This is a genomic window from Halomonas halmophila (genome assembly GCF_006540005.1).
In the GTDB taxonomy this organism is placed as follows: Bacteria; Pseudomonadota; Gammaproteobacteria; order Pseudomonadales; family Halomonadaceae; genus Halomonas; species Halomonas halmophila.
In genome coordinates, this window is record NZ_BJOC01000030.1 from 1 (window position 1) to 24,245 (window position 24,245).

A 24,245-nucleotide genomic window follows, 5' to 3' on the forward strand; every position below is an offset into this window, starting at 1 on the left:
AACCCCGACGGCATGGGGTCAAGGTTTTTCTTCCTTCTTAAAGCGGCGCTAGCCGCGTTCTTGCCTCTTCAAGGCGCGAAGCGCCGTTCTTCCAGCGGCGCCAGCCGCGTTCTTCCCTCTTCCAGGCGCGAAGCGCCGTTCTTCCAGCTCCCGGCGCAGCCGGGGGTCAGTCCCCTGGCTGCCAGCCGTTGACGATGGGGTAACGACGGTCGCGGCCGAAGCCGCGGCGGGTGACACGCACCCCCACCGGCGCCTGGCGACGCTTGTACTCACAGCGGTCGACCAGGCGTACCACCTTGTAGACATCGTCGTGGTTGAAGCCGGCGGCGATGATCGCTTCGGCGCTCATGTCGCCCTCGATGTAGCGCACCAGGATGGCGTCGAGCACGTCGTAATCCGGCAACGAGTCGCTATCCTGCTGATCCGGCGCCAGCTCGGCGGAGGGCGGGCGCTCGATGACGCGCTCGGGAATCGCCGGTTCCTGACTGTTGCGCCAGCGCGCCAATCGATAGACCCAGGTCTTGTAGACGTCCTTGATGGCGTTGTAGCCGCCCACCATGTCGCCGTAGAGGGTGGCATAGCCAACTGCCATCTCGCTCTTGTTGCCGGTGGAGAGCACCATCAGGCCCTTCTTGTTGGAAAGCGCCATCAGCAGCACCCCGCGGCAGCGTGACTGCAGGTTTTCCTCGGTGGTGTCGCGCTCGGTACCCGCGAAACTGGCGGAAAGGGTCTCCATGAAGGATTCGACCATCGACTCGATGGGCAGCACCTCGTACTCGATCCCGAGCATCCGGGCCTGTTCGGCCGCATCCTGCTTGGAGATGTCTGCCGTGTAATGGTAGGGCATCATCACCGCGTGCACGCGTTGCGGTCCCAGGGCGTCCACGGCGATGGCCAGCGACAGGGCCGAGTCGATGCCGCCGGAGAGCCCCAGCACCACGCCCTGGAAGCCGCTCTTGTTGACGTAATCGCGCAGCCCGGTGACCAGCGCGCAGTAGAGGTTCTCCTCGGCGCTGACGTCTTCATCGACCTCGCCGGCACGTGGCACCCAGGCACCGTCTTCCTGCACGAAGAGCACCGGCATCAGGCCCACCGACCAGTGCGGCGCCTGTACGCGAAGCTCACCATTGGCGGCCACGCAGGCCGAGCCGCCGTCGAACACCAGCTCGTCCTGACCGCCGATCTGGTTGACGTAGACAATCGGCAGGCCGACCTCGCCGGCCCGCTGTTCGAGCAGCGCCAGACGCTCGGCGGGCTTGTCCTGATGGAAGGGCGAGGCATTGAGGGTGATCAGGATCTCGGCGCCGGCATCGCGCGTCTGCTGAACCGGCCCTTCTTCCCAGACGTCCTCGCAGATCAGGATACCCAGCCGGGCGCCCTTGTGTTCGACCACCAGCGGCGCATCACCGACGCCGAAATAGCGCTGCTCATCGAAGACTTCATAATTGGGCAGGGCCTGCTTGGCATATTCGCCGACCCATTCGCCGTTATACAGCACCCCCGCCAGATTCCAGTTCCCGCCCTCACGGCGTCCCGGATAACCGACGATCACCATGACATCGCGAGCCACCTTTTCCGCCATGCGGGCACGCGCCTCGCGCAGTCGGGTCTCCAGAGAAGGACGCAACAGCAGGTCTTCCGGCGGATAGCCGGTCAGGAAGAGCTCGGGCAGTATCACCACATCGGCACCATGCTCGATGCGTGCCTCGCGTACCGTCTCGATTGCCGTCTCGGTATTGCCGGGAATATCGCCGACCAGCGGGTCGAGCTGGGCCATCACCAACGTCAGGTCTTGCATGGGCGTCAAAATCTCTCGAGAATCCATCGATACGGCCATTGTCCCGCAAGGGCGGCCGTCAGGCAAAGCCGACCGCCCCAAGCCCGACTTCCAGGGAGCCGCTCAAAGGATGAACCTCTTGCTGATTCGCCTGATCATCTTCGCCGTGCTGTTCTTCGCCGGCCTCAAACTGTATCGCATGTACCGGGAATGGCAGCAGGACCGCAATGCCGGTGACCAGGACGATACTCCCGCCAATGCCATGGTGCGCTGCGCCTGGTGCCAGGTGCATCTGCCCGAGAACGAGGCCCTGCGCGAGCGCCGGGAATGGTTCTGCTCGACCGAGCACCGCGACAAGTACCTTGCCGAGCAGGATAGCGAGGAATAGCACCGACGCTGCCGCCTGCTCAGCCCGGCAGGGGGCCGGCCAACCGATAGGGCAAGGGGTCGACGATCGGCTCGCGCCCCAGCAGTTCATCGACCAGCAGACGCGTCGCGGCGGGCGCCAGCACCAGGCCATTGCGATAGTGTCCGGCATTGACATGCAGGTTGGTGAAGCCCGGCACGGCACCGATGAAGGGCACGCCATCCGGGGATCCCGGACGCAGCCCCGCCCAGTGATGCACCACCGCGCAGTCAGCCAGCGCCGGCACGATGCGCGTCGCCGAGGCCCACAGGGATTCCCGCGCCGTGGCGCTCAGCGACTTGTCGAAGCCGCTCTCCTCCAGGGTCGAGCCCGCCAGCACGCGGCCATCGGCGCGGGGGATCACATAGCGTCCATCCATCAGCACCACGCGCCGCACCAGGCTGGGCGGCGCCTGGAACTGGATCATCTGGCCCTTGACCGGGCGTACCGGCAGGTTCACGTCGACACTGGCCAGCAGCGACGCCGCCCAGGCGCCTCCGCAGACCACGACCTGATCCGCCCGGTAGCGTCCCCGGCCCGTCTTCACCGCATCGACTCGACCGCCGCGGGCCTCCAGCCGTTCGACCTCACAGCCCTCGAGCAGCGTAACCCGGGGTATCGCCTGCAGGCGCGTGCTCAAGGCACGGGCCAGCCGCGGATTGCGCAGGCTGCCGAGAGTCGGCATCCATAGGGCCTCCTCGCACCCCGGTGCCGCCGCGGGCTCCTTGGCGTAGAGAAAATCGGCGGACACGCGCTCGAGCGGCTTGCCCAGGTCGCGCGCCCAGGCCATTGCCGCCGCCTCTTCGTCGACGCGCAGATACAGGAGCCCCTTCTGGCGGTATTCCGGGTCAATGCCGGTCTCTTCCAGCAGGCGCAGCGCGAGCTCCGGATAGCGCCCCTCCGACCAGGCGGACAGCCGCGAGATGGGTGCCGAATAGCGCCACGGATAAAGCGGCGAGACGATCCCGCCACCAGCCCAGGAGGCCTCACGGCCGCACTCTCCGCGCTCGACCAGGGTGACCGAATGCCCCGCATCGGCCAGTTGCAGCGTGGTCAGCATGCCGATGACACCGCCACCCACGACAAGAAAATCACTCACGCAATCCGTCCTGAATCTCTGATGGAAGACATGGAGGCAGCCGCTAACGTCAGAGTAACGACGCCGTCACCTCCTCGACCGAGCGAGCCCTCATGCAACGCCAGGAAGACACTACCTCCTCCCCTGCCGGCAGGCAGGTACTGCCAGCCCGCGGCCCGTCGGCCGGCATGCGCCAGGCCGGGGTGACGCTGCTCGAACTGTGCCTGGTGCTGAGCATCCTGGCCATCACCGCCGGTTGGGGCTTGCCCGGCCTGAGCGCCCTGATGGCACGCCATGAGGTCGCCGTGGAAGTCATGAGGCTCCAGGATAGCCTGGCGACGGCCCGCCATACCGCCATCAGTCGACGCGCCATCGTCACCGTCTGCCCCAGCGCGGACGGCAGCGGCTGCGGTGATGACTGGACGGCGCCGCTGAGCATCCTCGCCGGGGAAGTCGGTCAGCCGCCCGCTGAGCAGACCCTGCTCGGCCGACGCCGCGCCAGCCGACTGAACGCCATCACCTATCGCCAGGACCAGCGTCCGGTTCGCTACCGGCCCGACGGGCGGGCCACCGGACACAATGGCACCTTTCGGCTATGCGGCCGACACGGCGAAGGCGCCTCGCTGATTCTCAGCAACTTCGGCCGCGTCCGCGTGATCGAGGACAGTCCGGCCGGTTGCTGAGCCGAGTGCTCACTGCCAGCTTACCAAGCGCGTCTCGACAGGAGAATTGGGTAGACGCGGATGGCCGACCCGATGCTGGAGGTCGCCATCGATTCGCATGTCGCCATGTGCCAACAGCGCGCCGGCCAGCCGCGACCCGGCCTCCAGCTCGATATCGCCGGCTGCGAGCAGCCAGGCTCGCGCCGTGCTCGACAGCCGGATATCACCACCTGCCAGGATGGCGACATCCAGGCGCTCGCCCTGGCCGACCTGACCCGCCAGCGTGACATCTCCTCGGGCCATCAGGGTGGCATGGTGAAAGTCGGCCGTGGCCGCGACCTCCAGGCGTCCCGGACAATGATAGACCCGACCATTCCGGTCGCCGCTGGCCTCGAAACGACAATAGGCCTGTCCCTGCGCATCCGTGCGTACGCTCAAGGCCACAGCAACGTCGGGCGGCGAGGTGTCGATGGCCGGCAGACCAATGCGCGCGTCCGCCGCAACGGCGGCATTGGCATGCACGTCAGCCTGCGATGTCAGATCGGAGGGCGCGATGATCCGCCCATCGGCCAGGGCGACAAAGCGCACCAGGCGCGCGGCAGCACGCGAGAAGGCCACCTCGGCCACCACCGGCCGACTGGCTGCCTCGAGGTCACCACTCGCCGTGACAAAGGCGCCCATGGCCACTATGCGACGACGCTGCGATGGCGCCTCCAGATAGCGATAGACACAGCGTTGCGGGGCGACACAGCCGCCGGAGGCGGCCGCCTCGCCGCCGAAGCGAGCCGGGTCGGTGAAGTCCTGCCAGGTCAGCGACCCGAGGCTGATGGTATCGGGCTGGACGCGCATGGCCGCAGGGGCTTGCAGCGCCGACAGGCCCCGCGAAAGGGCCGCCTCGGCATTCAACTGCGCCTGGGTCGCAAGCTCCAGGTTGCCAGCCAGGCGCTCGGTCGTCAGCGCCGCACGCAACCCGGCCACGCCCAGCATCGCCCCCATGGCCAGCAGGATCAGCACCACGGGCAGAGCCATTCCCTGGTGGCGCTGCTGCCCGGCACCCCGCCATGGCGCCTTCATGGCGCAGCCTGCGTGGCCCGGCGCACCGCCATCCGCCGGTCCATGCCATGCAGCACGACGGGGGTCGCCTCGGCGAGTGGCTGCAGGCGAATGCGGTACAGACCGGCACGACCCGACGCCTGCACGGGCCGACTCGTCTCACAACTGGCAGCGGTCGCTGCCAGGCCATCCACCAGCGGCTCACCGGCCTGGCTGTCGTACAGGCTGCAGCCCTCCCCGTTCGCCGCCTCCACCAGGGCATAACGCCCCGGCTCGACGCCACCGCGGCGAATATCGCGCAGCACCAGGAGAGCGCCCAGCATCACGGCCTGCTGACGCTTTCCCAGCGCCTCCACCCGTGCCAGGTTGTCCACCCCATCCAGATAGAGCCGCCCGGCCCCCAGCAATACCAGCATGCCGATGGCCATCGCCACCATCAGCTCGACCAGCGACACCCCGCGCTCGACCACCCGACAGCCCCTCATGGCGCCACCTCCGGCAGGCGCGTGGTATAGACCAGTGCGCCCGAGCCATCGCCCGCCAGTCGTGACGCCGACCATTCGAGTGTCACCCGATAGCTACAACCCGGCCCGCCCAGCGCGACCTCGCCTTCCAGGCCCGGGAGCCGGTCACGCCAGCGCGCCTGCCAGGTGGCCTCGGTCGCGCCCGGTGCGGGACAGCCGCCCGCCTCGAGGCGCGACCAGAGCAGTTCGACGGCGTCCTGCGCCGCCAGGCTGGCCAGTCCGCGTTGATAGCCCAGCTGCGCGCCATGCAGGGATTCCAGCTGCACCGAGGCCATGCCCAGCAGCCCCACCGAGAGCACCACCAGCGCGATCAGGGCTTCGAGCAGCGTGAAGGCTTGTTGCGCTCTGACGGCCACCATCCTGACCTCCTCCCGCACGCCACTTACCAGCACTCAGCCGGCAAGCCTCGCCCGTTGGCCTTCAGACTCAGGACACGACACCGCCCGGCGACGGCCTCACCGTCGTGGGTCGCCGTCAGCCGATAGTCACTCCTGGCAAGGTTGGCCGTGATGCGATAGTGACCGGCATCGGAGAACGCCGGCGTGTCGATGCAGCCCTGGTAGGAGCGGGACCGCGTGCGACAGCGCTCCAGCCGCCCCGCCAGCTGCATCAGCGCCGCCTGCCCCTCCGTCACCCTGGCGTCGGCCAGGGCCGTCCGGTAATGCGGGTAGGCGACGGCAACGAGCACGCCGAGGAGCGCGACCACGGCCAGCAGCTCCAGCAGCGTGAAGCCCATCTGTCGGCAAGCAACGGCCGAACGGCGTGCATCCGGCACTGGCGAGTGGCACACTTCCCTGTCCCCCGGCGTGACGTCCTGTCCCCCAATATGGAACAGGAACGGCGGGGGCGACAGCCGGACCACATGCAGAGTACGCATCTCCCCGTGGGCGGCTCATGAAGATGCTAATGCCCACACTATACAAAACGCCGGGCGCATGGCCCGGCGTTGTGCGGTCAGGGAGGCGATGCCGGGATCATTCGCTGACGATGACCTGCTCACGCAGCTCGCTCGGCATTGAGAAGGTGATCGTCTCCTCGCGGCCGGCAAGCTCCTCGGGGGCCTCGGCGCCCAGCGAGCGCAGCTGCTCGATGACGCCATTGACCAGCACCTCGGGGGCACTCGCGCCGGCCGTGACACCCACTGTCTGGATGCCCTCCAGCCAGGCGGGATCGATCTGCTCGGCATTGTCGATCAGATAGGCCGGGGTGCCGACACGCTCGGAAAGCTCGCGCAGACGGTTGGAGTTGGAACTGTTGGGACTGCCCACCACCAGCAGCAGGTCACTACCCGCGGCCAGGTCGCGCACGGCATCCTGACGGTTCTGGGTGGCATAGCAGATGTCATCCTTGCGCGGCCCCTGAATCTCGGGAAAGCGCTCGCGCAGGGCATCGATCACCCGCGCCGTGTCATCCATGGACAGCGTGGTCTGGGTGACGAAGGCGAGTTGCGTGGGGTCCCTGACCTCGAGACGCTCGACGTCCTGCTCGTCCTCGACCAGATAGATGTGGCCGCCGCGCGAGGTGTCATAGCGCCCCATGGTGCCCTCGACCTCGGGATGCCCGGCATGGCCGATGAGAACGCACTCCCGACCATCCCGAGCATAACGCAGGACTTCCATGTGCACCTTGGTGACCAGCGGGCAGGTGGCGTCGAAGACCTTGAGGCCACGCCGGTCCGCTTCTTCCTGCACGGCCCGTGACACGCCGTGGGCCGAGAAGATAACGATCACGTCGTCGGGCACCTCATGGAGCTCCTCGACGAAAATCGCCCCGCGTTCGCGCAGGCTATCGACCACGAAGCGGTTGTGCACCACCTCGTGGCGCACATAGATCGGCGGACCGCAGACATCCAGCGCCCGATTGACGATCTCGATGGCGCGATCGACGCCCGCGCAGAAACCGCGGGGATTGGCCAGCTTGATTTGCATGATTGCCTAGCCTCGGTGCTCGAGCACCTCTGGACATGATGAGTACAAAATAGCAGAGCGGCTCAGTGCGTCGTGGCGGGTGTCACCTCGATGACTTCCACCTCGAAGGTCAGGGTACGCCCTGCCAGGGGGTGATTGAAATCCACCTCGACCTGTTTCTCGCCGACTTCCTTGATGACCCCGGGCAGCTCGCCGCCGGCGGCGTCCGCGAAGGACATGACCATGCCGGATTCCGGGGTCTGGTCGCCGAAATCATCGAGGGCGATCATCTGCACATTCTGCGGATTGTGCTGACCGAAAGCATGCTCGGGGGAAACCTCGTAACTGCCCTCGTCACCGGCCGAGAGCCCCATGATGGGACGCTCGAAGCCCGGCGGCAGATTACCGTCGCCGACCTGGAAGGTCGCCGCCTGCTTGTCGCGGGTCGAGTCGACCACGGTGCCATCTTCCAGCTTCAGGGTGAAATGCAGGGTGACCTGCATGCCCTCGTCGATGCGGTGGGCGTTCGCGTGTTCATCGCTCATGGGCGTTCTCTCCGGGGTCTCGAACAGGGGATGTCGGTGGCCGGGCGTCAGCGGCGCCGTCGATCACCGAACAGCGACTCGATGATCAGGCCGATGGCGCCCAGGGTGATGCCGATATCCGCCACATTGAAGGCCGGGTAGTACCAGCCGGCGGCGTGGAAGGACAGGAAGTCCACCACATAGCCATGCAGCAGCCGGTCATGCAGATTGCCCAGGGCACCGCCGATGACCAGCGCCAGGGCGGCGCCGAGCATCTTCTCGTCGGCCCGCAGCCGACGCATCCAGATCGTCAGGCCGACCGTCGCCGCCACTGCGATGGCGGCAAAGAACCAGCGCTGCCAGCCCGGATGGTCGGCGAGGAAGCTGAAGGCCGCACCGGTGTTATGCAGCAGCGTCAGATTGAAGAACGGCAGCACCTCGACCGGCCTGGCGTAGGCCAGGAAATGCGTCGCCAGCGCCTTGGTCGCCAGATCGAGAACGACCACCACCGCGGCCAGCCACAGCCAGCGCAGCGGGCGTTGCATGGGCGCCGCGGCGGCGCCCCGTGAGTCATCCTGCTCAGTCATCCGGCCCACCTCAGGCATAGTGACGCGTCTCGCCGGGGCCTTCCGGCAGATTGCTGATGCAGCGCCCGCACAGGTCGTCATGCCCGGCATGCAGGCCGACATCCGGGCGATGGTGCCAGCAGCGCTCGCACTTGTGATGTGCGCTGGCCGCCACGGCCACCCTGAGCCCCTCGAGTTCGGTGGCCTCAGCCGCGCTGCCCTCATTCAGCGGGGCCAGGTGCACTTCGCTGGTCAGCATCACGAAGCGCAGCTCCTCGCCCAGGCGGTTCAGCGTCTCGCGCAGCTCGTCATCCACGTAGAGCGTCACCTCGGCGGCCAGGTTGCCCTTGATGACCTTGGCATTGCGCGCGTCTTCCAGGCACTTGTTGACCGCCTGCTTGACGTTGAGCACCCGCTCCCAGAAGTCGCGCCCCAGTTCGGCCTCGTCCTCCAGCACGCCCAGCTCGGTGTAGTACTCCTCGAGCAGCACGCTCGCGCCACCCGCTCCCGGGATGTTCTCGTGGATTTCCTCGGCGGTGAAGCTAAGAATCGGCGCTACCCAACGTACCAGCGCCTGGATGACGTGATACAACGCCGTCTGGGCACTGCGCCGCGCCACGGAGTCCGCCTGGGTGGTGTACTGGCGATCCTTGATGACATCCAGGTAGAAGCCACCCAGCTCGCGGGCACAGAAGCCGTGGACCTCCTGATAGACATCCAGGAAGCGATACTCCTCGTAGGCCTCGGCGATGCGCGCCTGCTGCTGCGCGGCGCGGTCGACCACCCAGCGGTCCAGCGCCAGCATGTCCTCGAAGGCCAGGGCATCCGTCGCCGGATCGAAGCCGTTGAGGTTGGCCAGCAGAAAGCGCGAGGTATTGCGGATGCGTCGATAAACATCGGCGGTGCGCTTGAGGATCTGATCGGAGACCGCCATCTCGCCGGAATAGTCCGTCGAGGCCACCCAAAGACGCAGGATGTCGGCGCCATACTGGTTCATGACCTCATGCGGGTCGACCACGTTGCCCTTCGACTTGGACTGCTTGTGGCCCTTCTCGTCGACGGTGAAGCCATGGGTCAGCAGTTGCCGATACGGCGGATGGCCATCGATGGCCGAGCCGGTCAGCAGCGAGGAATGGAACCAGCCGCGGTGCTGGTCCGAGCCCTCGAGGTACAGATCGGCACGCGGCCCCTGGTCATGCCCCATGGGGTGAGAACCGCGCATCACGTGACGATGCGTGGTGCCGGAATCGAACCACACGTCCAGGGTATCGGTGACCTTCTCGTAGTCGCCGGCTTCGTCGCCCAGCAGCTCGGTCGGGTCCAGGCGGAACCAGGCATCGATACCCTCGGCCTCGACGCGCTGGGCGACCTCTTCCATGATCTCCACGGTGCGTGGATGCAGCTCGCCGCTCTGCTCGTGCAGGAAGAAAGGAATCGGCACGCCCCAGTTACGCTGACGCGAGATGCACCAGTCGGGACGATTGGCGATCATCGAGTGCAGGCGCGCCTTGCCCCAGGACGGGGTGAAGGCCGTCGCCTCGACACCGGCCAGGGCCCGGTCACGCAAGGTTCGGCCATCATGACCGGTCAGGTCCATGCCCACGAACCACTGCGCCGTGGCGCGATAGATCACCGGCGTCTTGTGGCGCCAGCAATGCATGTAGCTGTGGGTGATCGGCTGATGCGCCAGCAGCGCCCCCGCTTCATCCAGCTGGGTGACGATCTGCGGGTTGGCCTTCCAGATCAGCTGGCCGCCGAACAGCGGCAGGTCATCCACATAGTGGCCATCACCCTTGACGATGCTGATGAAGTCCTGGAACTCGATGCCGTAGCGACGGCAGGACTCGAAGTCATCCACGCCGTGCACCGGCGCCGAGTGGACGATGCCCGTGCTGCCTTCCTCGACGGTGACATAGTCGGCCAGGAACAGCGGCGAACGACGCGCGTAGAGCGGATGCGCGAACTGGATCAGCTCGAGGTTCTGCCCCTGGGTGGTGGCCAGCACCTCGCCCTGCAGGCCGAAGCGCTCCAGGCAGCTCTCGACCAGTTCCTCGGCCAGCAGCAGCAGGCGCTCGCCGACGTCGACCAGCGCATAGGTGACCTCGGGGTGCACGTTCAGCGCCTGGTTGGCGGGGATGGTCCAGGGCGTGGTGGTCCAGATGACCACGGCGGCCGGCTTGGCCAGTCCGCCCAGCCCGAAGGCCGCTGCCAGTTTGTCGTCCTCGGCGCAGGGGAAGGCCACATCGATGGCATCGGACTGCTTGTCGGCGTACTCCACCTCGGCCTCGGCCAGCGCCGAACCGCAATCGAAGCACCAGTTGACCGGCTTGAGCCCCTTGAACACATAGCCGCCCTCGACCAGCGAAGCCAGGGCGCGGATCTCGCCGGCCTCGTTGGTAAAGTCCATGGTGCGATACGGCTTGGCCCAGTCGCCGATCACCCCCAGGCGGATGAAGCTGTCACGCTGACCTTCGATCTGCTCGGCGGCATACTCGCGGCACAGCGCCCGCGCCTGATCCGGCGCCAGGTGCTTGCCGTGGGTGGTTTCCACCTTGTGCTCGATGGGCAGGCCATGGCAATCCCAGCCCGGCACGTAGGGGGCATCGAAGCCCGCCAGGTTGCGCGACTTGACGATGATGTCCTTGAGGATCTTGTTGAGCGCATGACCGATATGAATGCCGCCATTGGCATAGGGAGGGCCATCGTGCAGCACGAAGGGCTCGCGTCCCCGGCGTGCCTCGCGCAGACGATGATAGAGGTCCATGTCCTGCCACTGGGCCACCCGAGCCGGCTCGCGCTTGGGCAGCATGCCGCGCATCGGGAAGTCGGTTTCGGGCAGATTCAGAGTGTGTTTGTAGTCGCTCATATCCTGGGGGTCAGCCGTCATCAGGGTCGGCGGGCGAGCCCGCCGAGGAATCGGAAAACACGGCCTCGCGCGCCAGCGGCGCCGATGCCAGAGGGAGAGAATCGGCGCTCGCCGTCTCGGCAAAGAAACGTCGCGCCCGCGCCTGATCGGCACGAATCTCGGCCTTGAGCGCTTCGAGGCCATCGAATTTCAGTTCACCACGCAGCTTGGCGCAGGGCGTCACCGTCAGCCGCTGGTCATACAGCTCGCCCTCGAAGTCAAACAGATGCACCTCGAGCACCGGGCAGACGCTGCCCACCGTGGGACGCCAGCCGATATTCGCCACGCCATCGGCCGGGCGGCCGTCGGGCAGCTCGACCTTCACCGCATAGACGCCCTGCAGGGCCAGCGGCAACGGCGGCTGCGGCAGGTTGGCAGTGGGCACGCCGATGGTGCGGCCGAGCTGGCGGTCACGCACCACCCGGCCTGACAGCCGATACGGGCGTCCCAGCATGCTGGCGGCCTGCTGGAAGTTGCCACAGGCCAGCATGGTGCGTACCCGCGTGCTCGAGACCCGCTCGCCGTCCAGCAGGAAGGTCCGCGTATGCTCGACCTCGAAGCCGGATTCCGGCCCGACGGACTGCAGCAGCTCGAAATCGCCCCGGCGGTCGCAGCCGAAGCGAAAATCGTCGCCGACCACCAGATGGCGTACGCCCAGCCCCTGCACCAGCACGCGCTCGATGAACTCCCGGGCCGTCAGGCTGCGCAGGGCGTCGTTGAACGGCAGGCACAGCACCCGGTCGGCCCCCAGCTCGTCGAGCCGGCGCACCTTGTCACGCAACCGGGTCAGTCGCGGCGGCGCCTGATCACCGGCGAAGAATTCCCGCGGCTGGGGCTCGAAGACCACTACCGTGACCGGCAGCGACAGCGCCCGCGCGCGCTCGAGCAACTGCTCGAGAATCGCCTGATGGCCGCGATGCACCCCATCGAAATTGCCGATGGTGGCCACGCAGCCACGGTGCTCGTCGCGCAGATTGTGCAACCCTCGAATCACTTGCATAGGCGATGTTCGCGCAGAGTCTGCATTGGTGGAAAACGTCCTCGAGCCGCAACCCGGTCGCCCGGGTTGGCCGGCCTTGCGTAAAGGGGTCGATTATAACGGACCCGGCGCCCGCTGACAGCCGCGTTGATCCCGGGCCGGCCCTGCGTCTCGTCAGCTTTTCATGCGGAAATGGCGCAACCGCACGCCAGTGGCGGCCAACCAGGCGAAATACACCGCCGCACCACTGACCACCAGCAGGGCCATCCAGCCGGCACGCCACGGCAGCGACCAGGCCAGCCACTCACGCCACCCCGGCGCCAGCCAGGCCAGCAGCAGCCCCATGACCAGGCAGCCCCCCAGCAACTGCACGGCATAGCGGCCCCAGCCGGACTGAAAGATCATGATGCCGCGCCGGTACAGCAGCGTACCCAACAGGCCGGCGTTGACCAGGCCCGACAGCGCCGTGGCCAGTGCCAGGCCGGCATGCGCCAGCGGCCAGATCAGTATCAGGTTGAAGACCATGTTGGCGGCCATGGCGATGATGCCGATGGTCACCGGAGTCTTGGTATCCTGACGCGCGAAGAAGCCCGGCGCCAGCACCTTGATCAACATGAAGGCCACCAGCCCCACCGCGTAGGCGCGCAGGCTCATGGCCGCCATCTGGATGTCGTGATCGGTCATCGCCCCATAGTGGAAGAGCGTGATCAACAGCGGCTCGGCCAGCACCACCAGCGCCAGTGCCGCCGGCAGGCCGAGCAGCAACACGGCGCGGATCGCCCAGTCGAGCATCTTCGCGAAATGCTCCGGCGACTGCTCGGCATGCCGCTTGGACAGGGCCGGCAGGATCACCGTACCGATCGCCACGCCGAACACCCCCAGCGGCAGCTCCACCAGGCGGTCGGAATAGTACAGCCAGGAGACACTGCCGGCCGCCAGCAGCGAAGCCAGCACGGTATCCAGCAGCAGGTTGACCTGTGCCACCGAGACCCCGAACATCGCCGGCGCCATCAGCTTGAGAATGCGCCGCACACCCTCATGGGCAAAGTTGGGCCATGGCTTTGGCAGCAGGCGCAGGCGCGCCAGAAACGGCACCTGAAAGGCCAGCTGTGCCGCGCCGGCGATCATCACGCCCCACGCCAGCGCCATGGCCGGCTCGCTGACCAGCGGCGTGAGCAGCATCGCCGCCCCCACCAGCGAGAGATTCAGCAACACCGGCGTGAAGGCCGGCACGGCGAAACGCCCCCAGGTGTTGAGCACGCTCCCGGCGAAGGCCGTCAGCGAGATCAGCAGCAGGTACGGAAAGGTCAGGCGCAGCATGTCGGCGGTCAACGCCAGCTTTTCCGGGTCACGGGCAAAGCCGGGGGCAAAGCCCCAGGCCAGCCAGGGCGCGGCCAGCATCGCCAGGGCCGTGATCAGCAGCAGCACCGCCGCCAGGCTGCCGGCCACCGCATCCAGCAGCTCGCGCACCTCTTCCCGGGTGCGCTGGGTGGCATATTCCGACAGCACCGGCACGAAGGCCTGATTGAAGGCCCCCTCGGCGAACAGGCGACGCAGGAAGTTGGGCACCTTGAAGGCCACGAAGAAGGCATCCGCGCCCTGGCCCGCGCCAAACAGAGTGGCAATGACCATGTCGCGCACCAGCCCCATCACCCGCGACAGCATGGTCATGCTGCTGACGACCATGCCGGAGCGCATCAGGCCGCCGCGGCGCGGCGCCACCTGCTGGGCGGCGTCCTCATCGGCGGCCGGTTCGGTCGCCGGCTGCGTCGGCTCGGTGGGCGGTTGGGAATCAGTCACGAAGCACTTCCTCGCCGGACCAGGCGTGATATCGGGTCGGCCATGCCGGCCACACGGCGCTCAGCCACAAAAAAACCGGCCGCAGCCGGTTTTTCGATGAGGCGAGCGCGAGAGGCTCGCGGCGCCTCATGGGCATCCGGCGCTATTACGCGGCCAGGGCCTTGATGCGCTTGTTGAGGCGGCTCTTGATGCGAGCGGCCTTCTTCTTGGACAGCGCATCCTTGTCGGCGATGCGGTCGATCACCGGCTGGGCCTGCTTGAAGGCATCCATGGCCTGAGCGTGGTCGCCGCCCTTGATCGCCTTGATGACCTTCTTGACGTAGGTGCGAACCATGCTGCGCTGGCTGGCGTTATGGACACGACGCTCTTCTGCCTGACGGGCGCGCTTGCGGGCTTGCTTGCTGTTAGCCACTGACTGTCTCCTTGGAGAAAGTTGTCACCGCCGACTCGGGCGGTTGTAATAACATTTTGATCCAACAGGGATAATAAAGCTCCCCGTAGGCTTGGCCATCTGGCCGATCACGCCGCTGGGCGCAATCGCTAACGGGCCGTGTCTGAGAGGATGGCGTATCCTATCATGCCGCGAATGAGCTTGCCAGCCTTGTCAAGTGCCGGCGCGAGGACCTAGACAATGACCAGATTGTCGCGATGAATCAGCTCCGGCGACTCCATGTAGCCGAGGATCGACTCGATCCGGTGGCTGGGCTGACCCAGCAGGCGGCCCACTTCACCGGCGCCGTAGTTGATCAGCCCCTTGGCGATACGCTGCCCCTGCTCATCCACGCAGACCACCATGTCGCCGCGCACGAAGTCGCCCGACACGCGCCGCACGCCCACCGGCAGCAGGCTGGAGCCGCGATCACGCAGCACCTTCACCGCCCCGTCGTCCAGGGTCAGGGTGCCGCGCACCTGCAGCTGGCCCGCCAGCCACCGCTTGCGCGCCGCCATCGGCGCCCGCTCGGGCAGCAGCAGGGTCCCCAGGCGCTCGCCGGCCAGCAGCCGCCCCAGCACACCCGGCTGACGCCCGCTGGCGATCACCGTGACCGCACCGGAACGCGCCGCCAGCCGCGCCGCCCGCACCTTGGTCGACATGCCGCCGCGCCCCAGGGCACCGCCGCCACCGGCCATCGTCGCCAGGCGCGGATCATCCGCCCGGCCCTCGGCAATCAGGCCGGCATTCGGATCATGGCGCGGATCGGCATCGTACAACCCCTCCTGGTCGGTGAGGATCACCAGCGCATCGGCCTCCAGCAGGTTGGCCACCAGCGCACCCAGGGTATCGTTGTCGCCGAAACGGATCTCGTCGGTGACCACGGTGTCATTCTCGTTGACCACCGGCACCACCCCGAGCTCGACCAGGGTGCGCAACGCCGAACGCGCATTCAGGTAGCGCTTGCGGTTGGACAGGTCATCATGGGTCAGCAGCACCTGGGCCGTGGTCAGGCCATGTCGCCCGAAATGCCCTTCGTAACACTCGGTGAGGCCATTCTGGCCCACGGCCGCCGCCGCCTGCAGCGCATGCACCTCGGACGGCCGAGTCTGCCAGCCGAAGCGCACCATGCCCGCCGCCACGGCCCCGGAGGAGACCAGCACCACCTCGACGCCCTGGCGATGCAACTCGGCAATCTCGTCGACCCAGCGACCGATCGCCGGCTCATCGAGCCCCCGACCGTCGTTGGTCAACAAGGCACTGCCGATCTTCACCACGACACGCCGCATGCGCTTCAGCGCCTCGCGGTCAGGCACCTGTTCGAGATCGTTCATCGGCTCCTCGGTGTTCAAGATACGGGCTGCGGGCTATAAGAGGTAAGAAGTAAGAAGTAAGAGGTAAGAGGTAAGAGGTAAGAGGTAAGATTCTCCTTCTTCCTTCTTCCTTCTTCAGCGGAACCAGGCGCGCAGGCATTTTCTCAGGGTGCGTACTCGACTTCGACGTCGTACTCATCATCATCAAAGTCATCGTCGTCATCGGCCCGCTTGCGCTTGCGACCCAGCCGCGCCTCGGCACGCGCCACCGCCTCGTCTTCCATGCGGCGCTGCTCGGTCAGCCAGCGGTGCACGGCCTGCACCAGCGCATCGGTGCCATCGCCGCTGATCGCCGAGACACGGAACACCGGCCCCTGCCAGTCGAGGCGCGCGACGATCTCGTCCGCCACCTTCTGACGCTCGTCTTCCGGCAGCAGGTCGAGCTTGTTGAGCACCAGCCAGCGCGGCCGCTCGGACAGCGTGGGCGAGAACTGGCCTAGCTCATGGGCGATGGACTGTGCCGACTCGACCGGGTCGCTCTCGTCGAAGGGAGCCACATCGACCACATGCAACAGCAGACGGGTACGCGTCAGGTGCTTGAGGAAGCGCAGGCCGAGCCCGGCCCCATCCGAGGCACCCTCGATCAGGCCCGGCACATCGGCCATCACGAAATGCTCATACTGGCCCAGCTTGACCACCCCGAGATTGGGCACCAGGGTCGTGAAGGGATAATTGGCGACCTTCGGCTTGGCCGCCGACACCGAGCGAATCAGCGTCGACTTGCCGGCATTGGGCATGCCCAGCAGGCCGACATCGGCCATCACCTTCATCTCGAAGCGCAGATTGCGCCGCTCGCCCTCGGTGCCCGGCGTGGTGCGCCGCGGCGCCCGATTGGTGGACGACTTGAAATGAATGTTGCCCAGTCCGCGACGCCCGCCATGCGCCACCAGCACGACCTGACCGGCTTCGGTCACGTCGGCGATGACCTCGAGGGTATCTTCATCGATCACCGTGGTGCCCACCGGCACCTTGATGTGCAGGTCCTCGCCGGTGCGGCCGCTCATCTGCCGCCCCTGACCCTGCTGGCCGTTCTGGGCCTTGTAGAAGCGCTGATACTTGAAGTCGATAAGGGTGTTCAGCGCATCGTCCCCGATCAGATGGACGCTGCCGCCATGGCCGCCATCGCCGCCATCCGGGCCGCCCTTGGGCACGTACTTTTCACGGCGAAAGCTCAGGCAGCCATTGCCACCCTTGCCAGCTTCCACGATGACCGATGCTTCGTCGACGAACTGCATTACCTATTCTCCCGGCGACTCATGTCGCCATGATACAAGAAGGCCCCGCCATGGCGGGGCCTTCCTGCGAGGAGCCTGACCTGGTCAGGTGAGCATAGCGAAGTGCACGCAACACGAACACCTTCCACCATCCAACGTCACCCGAACGGCGGCTCCCTAGAAGTCCGCGTCGCCTCAGGCAGAGACGATGCTCACGAACTTGCGGTTCTTCGGACCCTTGGTCTCGAACTTGACCTGACCCTCTTCCAGCGCGAACAGGGTGTGATCCTTGCCGATACCGACGCCTGCGCCGGCGTGGAACTTGGTGCCACGCTGACGGACGATGATGTTGCCCGGAACTGCTGCCTGGCCGCCAAAGAGCTTGACGCCAAGGCGCTTCGATTCGCTGTCGCGACCGTTACGGGTAGAACCCGCTGCCTTCTTGTGAGCCATTGCAAATACCTCGCTCGTTCAGGGGATGGACCGCTTACGCGGAGATCCCGGTGATCTTGACTTCAGTGAACCACTGGCGGTGGCCCTTGCGCGTCATGCTGTGCTTGCGGCGACGGAACTTGATGATCTTGATCTTGTCACCACGGCCGTGGGACACGACCTCGGCGGAGACCTTGGCACCGTCGACGTTCGGCGCACCGACCGTGACGTCATCATCGTTGCCCACCAGCAGGACATCATCGAACTCGATGGTGTCGCCGGTCGGCACTTCCAGCTTCTCGAGCTTGAGCGTCTGGCCTTCCTGAACGCGGTACTGCTTGCCACCGCTCTTGATAACTGCGTACATGTGTCTCTCTCCAGGACTCATCAGGGGTTGGCTCTTCGTCGGCCTGCTTCGAGTGGCACCCCTCTTGGTACCATCTGACAGGGAGCGAGATGAGTGGGTCGCGGATTATAACGATGAAAGCCCGCACCTTCAACTGCCAGCAGCGCCGACCGGCCGCCCCCGGATCGGCACGCTTGACGCCCCACAGGGGGGCCCATAGCATGGCACTCAACGGATCACGCCGCCTGCCAGCGCGGCTCGTCATCCCCCTCTCATCGCACTGCCACGATTATTGCCCCCATGCCAGCCACCACCGCGCCGACACAGCTCAGCACGCCCGACACGCCCATCCACGCGGTGGTCGCCCACGACTTCGACGCCGTCAACCACACCATCCAGACCCAGCTCGCCTCGCGCATCCCGCTGGTCGAGGCCATCGCCCAGTACATCGTCGACAGCGGCGGCAAGCGCATGCGCCCGCTGCTGGTGCTGCTGGCGGCGCGCGCCCTGGGCTATGACGGCGACAAGCACATCACCCTGGCCACCCTGATCGAGTTCATGCACACCTCCACGCTGCTGCATGACGACGTGGTCGATGAATCGCACCTGCGCCGCGGCCGCGCCACCGCCAACGACGCCTGGGGCAACGCGCCCTCGGTGCTGGTCGGCGACTTCCTCTACTCGCGCTCCTTCCAGATGATGGTCGGCGTCGGCTCCATGCGCATCATGGAAGTGCTCTCCGCCGCCACCTGCACCATCGCCGAGGGCGAGGTCCAGCAGCTGACCAATGTGGGCAACCCGGACGTCGACGAAGCCGCCTACTTCGAGACCATCCAGGGCAAGACCGCCATGCTCTTCGAGGCGGCTTCCCACTGCGGTGCCCTGATCGCCGACGCCACCCCCGAGCAGGAAGCCGCCCTGCAGGCCTACGGCCGCTACCTGGGGCTGGCCTTCCAGCTCGTCGACGACCTCCTCGACTACCGCGGCGACGCCACGGCCATGGGCAAGAACGTCGGCGATGATCTCGCCGAGGGCAAGCCCACCCTGCCGCTGATCCAGGCCATGGCCACCGGCACCCCTGAGCAGGCCAAGGTGATTCGCCAGGCGATCCGCCAGGGCGGCCTCGAGCGGCTCGACGAAGTGCTGAGCATCGTGCACGAGACCGGCGCCCTGGACTACACCCAGCGCCGCGCCGACGACATGGCCGACAAGGCCCTGGCCGAGCTCGACAAGCTGCCGCCCTCCGAGTACCGCGACCGCATGGCCATGCTCGCCCGACAGGCCGTCGACCGCCAGACCTGACCCCCGCCGCCGGGGCACCACGGCGCAACAGGGGCTTGCACGCAGCCCCAAAAAACGTATAATACGCATCCGTTGTCGGCCGCAAGGCCAACAATCAAAAAGAATCGGAGTATAGCTCAGCTTGGTAGAGCGCTGCCTTCGGGAGGCAGAGGTCGTAGGTTCGAATCCTGCTACTCCGACCAGGAATTCCGTAAAAACGGCCACTTAGCTCAAACGAGCGGTGGCCGTTTTTCGTTGCGGCAGCCAGGCGACATCACCGCCCCCTCGTCGGCCCCCCCTTGTCCATCAGCAGCGGCCGGCTTCCACTAGTTACTAGTCCGCATGGAGTGCCGAGTCACTACTCCGGGTAGGTACCGGGCACCAGGATGTCGCTGGTCACGTCCTGGATATCGCGCAGGCCGCAAAGGGCAAGGGTGGTGTCGAGTTCCTTGCGGATGATTTCGAGACATTCGCTGACGCCTTCTTCGCCCTTGGCGCCGAGCCCGTAGAGGTAGGCGCGGCCGATGTAGACGCCCCTAGCGCCGAGGGCGATGGCCTTGAGCACGTCCTGGCCGGAGCGGATCCCACCATCCATGTGCACCTCGACCCGATCGCCGACCGCGGCGACGATGCCCGGCAGAGCCTGGATCGAGGACAGCGCGCCATCGAGCTGGCGGCCGCCGTGGTTGGAGACGATGATGGCGTCGGCGCCGGCATCGACGGCCGACCGGGCGTCTTCCGGCTCCATGATGCCCTTGATGATCAACTTGCCGCCCCAGCGGTCCTTGATCCACTTGATATCGTCCCAGCTCAACGAGGTGTCGAACTGGGAGGCGGTCCAGGCCGCCAGCGATTCGAGGTTGGTCGCATCGTCCACATGCCCGGCGATGTTACCGAAGGTGCGGCGCTTGGTGCGCAGCATGCCGAGCCCCCAGCGCCACTTGGTGGCCAGGTTGGCAATGGTCGGCAACGTCGGTTTCGGCGGGACCGAGAGGCCGTTGATCACATCCTTGTGGCGCTGACCCATGATCTGCAGGTCGGCGGTCAGCACCAGCGCCGAGCAGCCCGCCGCCCTGGCGCGATCGATCAGCCGGGCGATGTAGTCCTTGTCCTTCATGACGTAGAGCTGGAACCAGATCGGGCGCGAGGTGTGGGCGGCCACGTCCTCGATGGAGCAGATGCTCATGGTCGAAAGCGTGTAGGGAATGCCGAAGCGCTCGGCGGCGCGGGCCGCGAGGATCTCGCCATCGGCATGCTGCATGCCGGCCAGCCCTGTCGGGGCGATGGCCACGGGCATGGCCAACGATTCGCCGAGCATGGTCGTGCCCAACTGACGGTTCGACATGTCGACCATGACTTTCTGGCGAAAGCGAATCGCCGCCAGGTCCGTTTCATTGGCGTGGTAGGTGGTCTCGGTCCAGGAACCCGAGTCGGCGTAGTCATAGAACATGCGGGGAACACGACGACGCGCCAGGCGCTGCAGGTCATCTACACAGGTGATGGTCATGCGCTATCAACTCCTTCCGTGTCAGGCAGCCACCTCTCGGGTCGCTCGCATCAGGGGCCACCGGGGCTCAGTATACCCTCGCCCATCGCGGTCGCGACAAGCCGACGCTCTACGGATGCAGGTCTTGAGTGCAACAGCCTTTACGGCATAAGCTGCAGGCCCTCACGAAAACCTTTTCATTGTCACGACGGGAGCGAGCCTCCTCCCAGCCGTTCGTCCAGCCACCCCAGCAGCGCCTGGGTGGCAGCTCGCCGCGATGTTCCCCGTCGGGTATAGATGGCGATGGCATCCCGCTGCGGCAGACTTTCCACGACGGGCCGAATCAGCTCGCCACTGTCGATAAGGCGCTGCGTGGTGCGCCGCCAGCCCAGGGCGATCCCCTGTCCGGCGACCGCCGCCTGCAGCAACAGTGGATAGCTGTCGAAGTCCACGCCCTCCCCAAGAGCGAGGTCGCCACGCCCCACGGCCCGGAACCAGTCCGGCCATTCTAGCCAGTCCGCCGGCTCGACCCGATAGTGCAACAGCCGATGACCCGGCAGGTCATCGAGGCGCAATGAACCCGCCGGTCCTTCCAGATAGGCGGGACTGCATACGGGAAAGATCTCGTCCGCGGCCGTCAATGTCAGTTGATGAGTGCCACTGGGGCGCCCGCTGGTCTGCAGGGCGACATCGAAGGGCTCGTCGAATTCCGTGATCGGGCGCGTCGATGTCGCCAGCTTGATATCCAGCTCGGGGTGGCGTCGGTTGAAATCATCCAGACGCGGCATGAGCCAGTAGAAGGCTTCGCACAGCTGGCAGAACAACACCACCTGCTTATCCCCGATATCGCCCCTCAGCGCGCGTGCATCGGTGGCGATGCTGTCCAGGGCCTGCGATACCGTCCGACCGAACTCACGCCCTTCGCGGGTCAGGAAGACACGGCGGTGACTTCGTTCGAAGAGCGTCACCCCCAGATCCTCTTCCAACAGTCGTATCTGCCGGCTTATCGCAGCCTGCGTCAGGTGTAGCTCGGCGGCGGCACGCGTGAAGCTCTCGAGTCTTGCGGCGGCCTCGAAAGGTCGTAGCGTCGCGAGCGGGGGCAAGGACTTGGTGGGCGAATCCATAATTTCCCCTTATGTAAAAGGGCCGAGAAATCGTTTGAGTGGCTGACCGAAAAATCGGCACTCTGCTTGTCGAATCCCAGCAGGAGAGCCCGTGATGACGGTAGATGATACGCATGAAGACAACACAGCTCGAGGCGTGAACTTGATCGTGGGAGCCGTCTTTCTACTCGCCCTCGCCGACGCTCTCGTCAAGTATCTAAGCGCAAGCATCACCCTGTGGCAACTCTATGTCCTCGCCTCATCGGTCTCGTTGCCCACCCTGGTCGGGCTGATCATAGCCCAGCGAAAAGCACGTCCCCTGCCCCTCATATCATGGCGCTGGGTCGGCATCAGGAGCCTGCTGCTGTTGCTGATGTGGATGGCCTACTATATGGCCCTGCCCTTGATACCTTTGTCCGTGGCGGCAGTTGCCATTTACACGACGCCGTTGTTCATCGCCATCCTGGCCTCCATGGGCGCCCGAGAGCGCCTCTCCATCAGAATATGGGGCGGTATCCTGTGCGGCTTCGTCGGGGTCGTGGTGGTGCTCCGTCCCACCGGCGACGCCTTCGAGCCCGCAACACTACTGCCGGTCCTGGCGGCAGTGCTGTATGCCCTGGCGATGGTGGCGACAAGGCGTTACTGTCAGAAGGAGCACCCGTTGACACTGGCACTGGGGTTGAACCTGGCCTTCCTGGTGGCCGGTGGCGGTGTCAGCATCCTGCTCGCCTTCACCGACACCTCATTCCTCGCCGAGCAGTCGCCCTTCCTGTTTGCCACCTGGCAGCCCATCGGCCACGATGAACTCATCATCATCGTCGCCTACGCCCTGTTAATGGTGGCCGTGAACACCAGTGTGGCGAAGGCCTACCAGGTCGCCCCCTCCGCGCTGATCGGCACCTTCGATTACGCCTACCTGCTGTTTGCCAGCCTCTGGGGCTACCTGCTGTTCCATGAAGTCCCCGACGGAATGACCTGGCTGGGCATGAGCCTGATCCTCGCATCAGGCCTGCTGGTGCTGAGGCACCGCTCCGGACGCATTAGTACGTCATAGGCCCAGGAACGTAGAGACATGGGAAAATAGTGGAGACCTTCAGCCTTTGTGACCAAGACTTGGTGACATAGATGGCCGATCAAGATGCCGCTCATTCGTCATGACGGGTCGGCAGGTTGGACTTCTTCCAGGCGCCGTTTTTGGTCTGCCAGGAGAGGCGTATATACAGCCGGTGCCGGTTCGATTCAAGATAAACAGCCCTCCGTGAACTCTCCCCCACCTCATCATGACCCTGCTAACAGTTACAGCACATCAATGAACTCCCGTAGCCTGTCAGCGGTGACGATCAGACCACAGGCGGCCAGGGTGTCGGTAGAGAAGTTCTTCAAGTTGAAAGTGACAATCAGTTGCGCCCCACTGCGAATCGCCGCTGCCAGTACATGCCGGTCATCGGGGTCGGGCAACTCAACCGCTGAGATCCACGGCTCATGCCCGGTGACCAGGGCATCCGGCACCGCACGATTCATCAACTCGACAGTTCGCGGTAGCGCCTCAGCCAGGTTCCGGGCGCTTGTGCAGTAGGTTGCGCGTCCACTCGGCGTGGACCTGTTCTGTCCAGCGCGCCGCATAGAGCCCCGAGGTGGCCAGTCGCATCAGCAGGTCCCGCAATGGCGCAGGGTAGAGCACGCACACGTGGTAGACGACCACAAAGGTTCAGACCCTGAGCCTGGTCAGCCAGGAAGGACCTCGACAGACGCCCAGGATCCTGACACCCTCAACAATAGCGACCCCCACGGCCTGCGGTCGCTCGCCAGATCGCTGTACCAGAATGGCGACGCCGACTAGACTGGTAGCAACCAAGGAGACGCGCCCATGAGCGACCAACTAGACCCGATCGTCTCGGAATTCGCGACCCAGGAGCAGGCCGACAGCTATGATCGTTGGTTTCGAGCCAAGGTCCAGCACAGCCTCGATAACCCGGGACAGGGGCAGCCCCATGACCAAGTCATGGCCAAGGCCGACGCGATCATCGAGGACGCGGCACGGCGCCAGAACGGCAAGACGTCGTGAGCCTGCCGATCCACTGGCGTGACGATGCCATTGCCGACCTGATTGAGCTGATCACCTAAATCGCCGAACGCGACCCCCAGGCCGCCCGGCAACTGCGCACCCGCATCGAGGCGGCCGTAGCGTCGGTGGCCGAACCCCCCTACCTGCACCAGGTCGGCCGCGTGCCCGGCACGCGAGAGATTGTTGCCCACCCGAATTTCATCGTGGTCTACCAGGTGACGGATCGTATCGAGGTCACGTCCGTGGTCCACGCTCGCCAAAACTACCCCTGATCCCCGAGATTCAAGATCGGCTGTCTCAATGGCAAAGTGCAACATGTAACCATGGCCGCAAA

General features: G+C 65.7%; 26 protein-coding genes and 1 tRNA gene. 7 read left to right on the forward strand and 20 right to left on the reverse strand.

Annotation, left to right across the window (positions count from 1 at the left end):
• Nucleotides 1–166: 166 nt before the first annotated feature.
• Nucleotides 167–1,798: an NAD+ synthase gene (locus tag HHA01_RS11065; RefSeq protein WP_141320676.1), complete on the reverse strand. Its 1,632-nt coding sequence runs from the start codon at nt 1,796–1,798 to the stop codon at nt 167–169.
• A gap of 109 nt (nt 1,799–1,907) precedes the next feature.
• Here HHA01_RS11065 and HHA01_RS11070 point away from each other — a divergent pair, with 109 nt between their 5' ends.
• The gene (locus tag HHA01_RS11070) at nt 1,908–2,165 is read left to right on the forward strand and encodes a PP0621 family protein (RefSeq protein WP_141320678.1); all 258 of its coding nucleotides are present in this window, start codon (nt 1,908–1,910) and stop codon (nt 2,163–2,165) included.
• A 19-nt stretch (nt 2,166–2,184) separates the two neighbouring features.
• Here the strand turns inward: HHA01_RS11070 and thiO are convergent, their stop codons facing one another.
• The gene (thiO, locus tag HHA01_RS11075; protein WP_141320680.1) at nt 2,185–3,282 is read right to left on the reverse strand and encodes a glycine oxidase ThiO; all 1,098 of its coding nucleotides are present in this window, start codon (nt 3,280–3,282) and stop codon (nt 2,185–2,187) included.
• 92 nt (nt 3,283–3,374) lie between these two features.
• On the opposite strand from thiO, the gene HHA01_RS11080 reads away from it, so the two are divergent.
• Complete coding sequence (locus tag HHA01_RS11080; protein WP_141320682.1) at nt 3,375–3,944, forward strand: GspH/FimT family pseudopilin; 570 nt, start codon at nt 3,375–3,377, stop codon at nt 3,942–3,944.
• A gap of 9 nt (nt 3,945–3,953) precedes the next feature.
• Here the strand turns inward: HHA01_RS11080 and HHA01_RS11085 are convergent, their stop codons facing one another.
• The 15 genes from HHA01_RS11085 to rplU all read right to left on the reverse strand — a co-directional run bounded on the left by HHA01_RS11085 (nt 3,954) and on the right by rplU (nt 17,997).
• Nucleotides 3,954–4,997 carry a pilus assembly PilX family protein gene (locus HHA01_RS11085; RefSeq protein ID WP_141320684.1) on the reverse strand — a complete coding sequence of 348 codons (1,044 nt, stop codon included), beginning with the start codon at nt 4,995–4,997 and terminating at the stop codon, nt 3,954–3,956.
• A complete protein-coding gene (locus tag HHA01_RS11090) occupies nt 4,994–5,461 on the reverse strand; it encodes a PilW family protein (RefSeq protein WP_170214868.1) in 468 nt (155 codons plus the stop codon). The genes HHA01_RS11085 and HHA01_RS11090 overlap by 4 nt, the downstream gene beginning before the upstream one ends.
• The gene (locus HHA01_RS11095; protein ID WP_141320688.1) at nt 5,458–5,859 is read right to left on the reverse strand and encodes a type IV pilus modification PilV family protein; all 402 of its coding nucleotides are present in this window, start codon (nt 5,857–5,859) and stop codon (nt 5,458–5,460) included. The genes HHA01_RS11090 and HHA01_RS11095 overlap by 4 nt, the downstream gene beginning before the upstream one ends.
• Before the next feature lie 23 nt (nt 5,860–5,882).
• The gene (locus tag HHA01_RS11100; RefSeq protein WP_141320690.1) at nt 5,883–6,377 is read right to left on the reverse strand and encodes a type IV pilin protein; all 495 of its coding nucleotides are present in this window, start codon (nt 6,375–6,377) and stop codon (nt 5,883–5,885) included.
• Nucleotides 6,378–6,474: 97 nt separating this feature from the next.
• Nucleotides 6,475–7,428, reverse strand: coding sequence for a 4-hydroxy-3-methylbut-2-enyl diphosphate reductase (ispH, locus tag HHA01_RS11105; protein ID WP_141320692.1), 954 nt, complete (start codon nt 7,426–7,428; stop codon nt 6,475–6,477).
• Nucleotides 7,429–7,490: 62 nt separating this feature from the next.
• Complete coding sequence (gene fkpB / locus HHA01_RS11110) at nt 7,491–7,952, reverse strand: FKBP-type peptidyl-prolyl cis-trans isomerase (protein ID WP_141320694.1); 462 nt, start codon at nt 7,950–7,952, stop codon at nt 7,491–7,493.
• Between the two features lie 47 nt (nt 7,953–7,999).
• Nucleotides 8,000–8,518, reverse strand: coding sequence for a signal peptidase II (gene lspA, locus HHA01_RS11115; RefSeq protein WP_246053888.1), 519 nt, complete (start codon nt 8,516–8,518; stop codon nt 8,000–8,002).
• 10 nt (nt 8,519–8,528) lie between these two features.
• On the reverse strand, nt 8,529–11,363 hold the full coding sequence (ileS, locus tag HHA01_RS11120; protein WP_141320698.1) for an isoleucine--tRNA ligase: 2,835 nt from the start codon (nt 11,361–11,363) through the stop codon (nt 8,529–8,531).
• Between the two features lie 10 nt (nt 11,364–11,373).
• Nucleotides 11,374–12,402, reverse strand: coding sequence for a bifunctional riboflavin kinase/FAD synthetase (ribF, locus tag HHA01_RS11125; RefSeq protein WP_141320699.1), 1,029 nt, complete (start codon nt 12,400–12,402; stop codon nt 11,374–11,376).
• Between the two features lie 153 nt (nt 12,403–12,555).
• A complete protein-coding gene (gene murJ / locus HHA01_RS11130) occupies nt 12,556–14,079 on the reverse strand; it encodes a murein biosynthesis integral membrane protein MurJ (protein WP_141320783.1) in 1,524 nt (507 codons plus the stop codon).
• Nucleotides 14,080–14,326: 247 nt separating this feature from the next.
• Nucleotides 14,327–14,593, reverse strand: coding sequence for a 30S ribosomal protein S20 (gene rpsT, locus HHA01_RS11135; RefSeq protein ID WP_141320701.1), 267 nt, complete (start codon nt 14,591–14,593; stop codon nt 14,327–14,329).
• A 212-nt stretch (nt 14,594–14,805) separates the two neighbouring features.
• Nucleotides 14,806–15,945 (reverse strand): glutamate 5-kinase, encoded by a 1,140-nt coding sequence (gene proB / locus HHA01_RS11140; protein ID WP_141320703.1) that lies wholly within the window; start codon nt 15,943–15,945, stop codon nt 14,806–14,808.
• Nucleotides 15,946–16,088: 143 nt separating this feature from the next.
• Complete coding sequence (cgtA, locus tag HHA01_RS11145) at nt 16,089–17,219, reverse strand: Obg family GTPase CgtA (RefSeq protein WP_141320705.1); 1,131 nt, start codon at nt 17,217–17,219, stop codon at nt 16,089–16,091.
• A 174-nt stretch (nt 17,220–17,393) separates the two neighbouring features.
• A complete protein-coding gene (rpmA, locus tag HHA01_RS11150) occupies nt 17,394–17,651 on the reverse strand; it encodes a 50S ribosomal protein L27 (RefSeq protein ID WP_141320707.1) in 258 nt (85 codons plus the stop codon).
• Between the two features lie 34 nt (nt 17,652–17,685).
• Nucleotides 17,686–17,997 (reverse strand): 50S ribosomal protein L21, encoded by a 312-nt coding sequence (gene rplU / locus HHA01_RS11155; RefSeq protein ID WP_141320709.1) that lies wholly within the window; start codon nt 17,995–17,997, stop codon nt 17,686–17,688.
• Between the two features lie 279 nt (nt 17,998–18,276).
• On the opposite strand from rplU, the gene ispB reads away from it, so the two are divergent.
• Together ispB and HHA01_RS11165 are read left to right on the forward strand one after the other, a co-directional pair.
• The gene (gene ispB / locus HHA01_RS11160; protein ID WP_141320710.1) at nt 18,277–19,278 is read left to right on the forward strand and encodes an octaprenyl diphosphate synthase; all 1,002 of its coding nucleotides are present in this window, start codon (nt 18,277–18,279) and stop codon (nt 19,276–19,278) included.
• Nucleotides 19,279–19,383: 105 nt separating this feature from the next.
• Nucleotides 19,384–19,460: transfer RNA gene (locus HHA01_RS11165), tRNA-Pro, on the forward strand.
• Between the two features lie 155 nt (nt 19,461–19,615).
• Here HHA01_RS11165 and HHA01_RS11170 read toward each other — a convergent pair.
• Together HHA01_RS11170 and HHA01_RS11175 are read right to left on the reverse strand one after the other, a co-directional pair.
• Complete coding sequence (locus HHA01_RS11170; RefSeq protein WP_141320712.1) at nt 19,616–20,764, reverse strand: alpha-hydroxy acid oxidase; 1,149 nt, start codon at nt 20,762–20,764, stop codon at nt 19,616–19,618.
• A gap of 182 nt (nt 20,765–20,946) precedes the next feature.
• Nucleotides 20,947–21,867: a LysR substrate-binding domain-containing protein gene (locus tag HHA01_RS11175; RefSeq protein WP_141320713.1), complete on the reverse strand. Its 921-nt coding sequence runs from the start codon at nt 21,865–21,867 to the stop codon at nt 20,947–20,949.
• Between the two features lie 94 nt (nt 21,868–21,961).
• Here HHA01_RS11175 and HHA01_RS11180 point away from each other — a divergent pair, with 94 nt between their 5' ends.
• The gene (locus HHA01_RS11180) at nt 21,962–22,900 is read left to right on the forward strand and encodes a DMT family transporter (protein ID WP_141320715.1); all 939 of its coding nucleotides are present in this window, start codon (nt 21,962–21,964) and stop codon (nt 22,898–22,900) included.
• Nucleotides 22,901–23,142: 242 nt separating this feature from the next.
• Here HHA01_RS11180 and HHA01_RS14855 read toward each other — a convergent pair whose 3' ends face one another.
• Nucleotides 23,143–23,367, reverse strand: coding sequence for a PIN domain-containing protein (locus HHA01_RS14855; RefSeq protein ID WP_218023804.1), 225 nt, complete (start codon nt 23,365–23,367; stop codon nt 23,143–23,145).
• Nucleotides 23,368–23,713: 346 nt separating this feature from the next.
• Between HHA01_RS14855 and relB the strand changes: the two genes are divergently transcribed.
• Together relB and HHA01_RS14955 are read left to right on the forward strand one after the other, a co-directional pair.
• On the forward strand, nt 23,714–23,911 hold the full coding sequence (gene relB, locus HHA01_RS11190) for a type II toxin-antitoxin system RelB family antitoxin (RefSeq protein WP_141320717.1): 198 nt from the start codon (nt 23,714–23,716) through the stop codon (nt 23,909–23,911).
• A gap of 59 nt (nt 23,912–23,970) precedes the next feature.
• Nucleotides 23,971–24,183 carry a type II toxin-antitoxin system RelE/ParE family toxin gene (locus HHA01_RS14955; RefSeq protein ID WP_281285699.1) on the forward strand — a complete coding sequence of 71 codons (213 nt, stop codon included), beginning with the start codon at nt 23,971–23,973 and terminating at the stop codon, nt 24,181–24,183.
• Nucleotides 24,184–24,245: the final 62 nt, after the last annotated feature.

What these genes read in the sequence shown, in the direction of transcription:
- HHA01_RS11065 (WP_141320676.1), bottom strand. Translation starts at nt 1,798, where the DNA reads ATGCAAGACCTGACGTTGGTGATGGCCCAGCTCGACCCGCTGGTCGGC.
- HHA01_RS11070 (WP_141320678.1), top strand. Translation starts at nt 1,908, where the DNA reads ATGAACCTCTTGCTGATTCGCCTGATCATCTTCGCCGTGCTGTTCTTC.
- HHA01_RS11080 (WP_141320682.1), top strand. Translation starts at nt 3,375, where the DNA reads ATGCAACGCCAGGAAGACACTACCTCCTCCCCTGCCGGCAGGCAGGTA.
- HHA01_RS11085 (WP_141320684.1), bottom strand. Translation starts at nt 4,997, where the DNA reads ATGAAGGCGCCATGGCGGGGTGCCGGGCAGCAGCGCCACCAGGGAATG.
- HHA01_RS11090 (WP_170214868.1), bottom strand. Translation starts at nt 5,461, where the DNA reads ATGAGGGGCTGTCGGGTGGTCGAGCGCGGGGTGTCGCTGGTCGAGCTG.
- HHA01_RS11095 (WP_141320688.1), bottom strand. Translation starts at nt 5,859, where the DNA reads ATGGTGGCCGTCAGAGCGCAACAAGCCTTCACGCTGCTCGAAGCCCTG.
- HHA01_RS11100 (WP_141320690.1), bottom strand. Translation starts at nt 6,377, where the DNA reads ATGCGTACTCTGCATGTGGTCCGGCTGTCGCCCCCGCCGTTCCTGTTC.
- ispH (WP_141320692.1), bottom strand. Translation starts at nt 7,428, where the DNA reads ATGCAAATCAAGCTGGCCAATCCCCGCGGTTTCTGCGCGGGCGTCGAT.
- fkpB (WP_141320694.1), bottom strand. Translation starts at nt 7,952, where the DNA reads ATGAGCGATGAACACGCGAACGCCCACCGCATCGACGAGGGCATGCAG.
- lspA (WP_246053888.1), bottom strand. Translation starts at nt 8,518, where the DNA reads ATGACTGAGCAGGATGACTCACGGGGCGCCGCCGCGGCGCCCATGCAA.
- ileS (WP_141320698.1), bottom strand. Translation starts at nt 11,363, where the DNA reads ATGAGCGACTACAAACACACTCTGAATCTGCCCGAAACCGACTTCCCG.
- ribF (WP_141320699.1), bottom strand. Translation starts at nt 12,402, where the DNA reads ATGCAAGTGATTCGAGGGTTGCACAATCTGCGCGACGAGCACCGTGGC.
- murJ (WP_141320783.1), bottom strand. Translation starts at nt 14,079, where the DNA reads ATGCGCTCCGGCATGGTCGTCAGCAGCATGACCATGCTGTCGCGGGTG.
- proB (WP_141320703.1), bottom strand. Translation starts at nt 15,945, where the DNA reads ATGAACGATCTCGAACAGGTGCCTGACCGCGAGGCGCTGAAGCGCATG.
- cgtA (WP_141320705.1), bottom strand. Translation starts at nt 17,219, where the DNA reads ATGCAGTTCGTCGACGAAGCATCGGTCATCGTGGAAGCTGGCAAGGGT.
- rpmA (WP_141320707.1), bottom strand. Translation starts at nt 17,651, where the DNA reads ATGGCTCACAAGAAGGCAGCGGGTTCTACCCGTAACGGTCGCGACAGC.
- rplU (WP_141320709.1), bottom strand. Translation starts at nt 17,997, where the DNA reads ATGTACGCAGTTATCAAGAGCGGTGGCAAGCAGTACCGCGTTCAGGAA.
- ispB (WP_141320710.1), top strand. Translation starts at nt 18,277, where the DNA reads ATGCCAGCCACCACCGCGCCGACACAGCTCAGCACGCCCGACACGCCC.
- HHA01_RS11170 (WP_141320712.1), bottom strand. Translation starts at nt 20,764, where the DNA reads ATGACCATCACCTGTGTAGATGACCTGCAGCGCCTGGCGCGTCGTCGT.
- HHA01_RS11175 (WP_141320713.1), bottom strand. Translation starts at nt 21,867, where the DNA reads ATGGATTCGCCCACCAAGTCCTTGCCCCCGCTCGCGACGCTACGACCT.
- HHA01_RS11180 (WP_141320715.1), top strand. Translation starts at nt 21,962, where the DNA reads ATGACGGTAGATGATACGCATGAAGACAACACAGCTCGAGGCGTGAAC.
- HHA01_RS14855 (WP_218023804.1), bottom strand. Translation starts at nt 23,367, where the DNA reads ATGAATCGTGCGGTGCCGGATGCCCTGGTCACCGGGCATGAGCCGTGG.
- relB (WP_141320717.1), top strand. Translation starts at nt 23,714, where the DNA reads ATGAGCGACCAACTAGACCCGATCGTCTCGGAATTCGCGACCCAGGAG.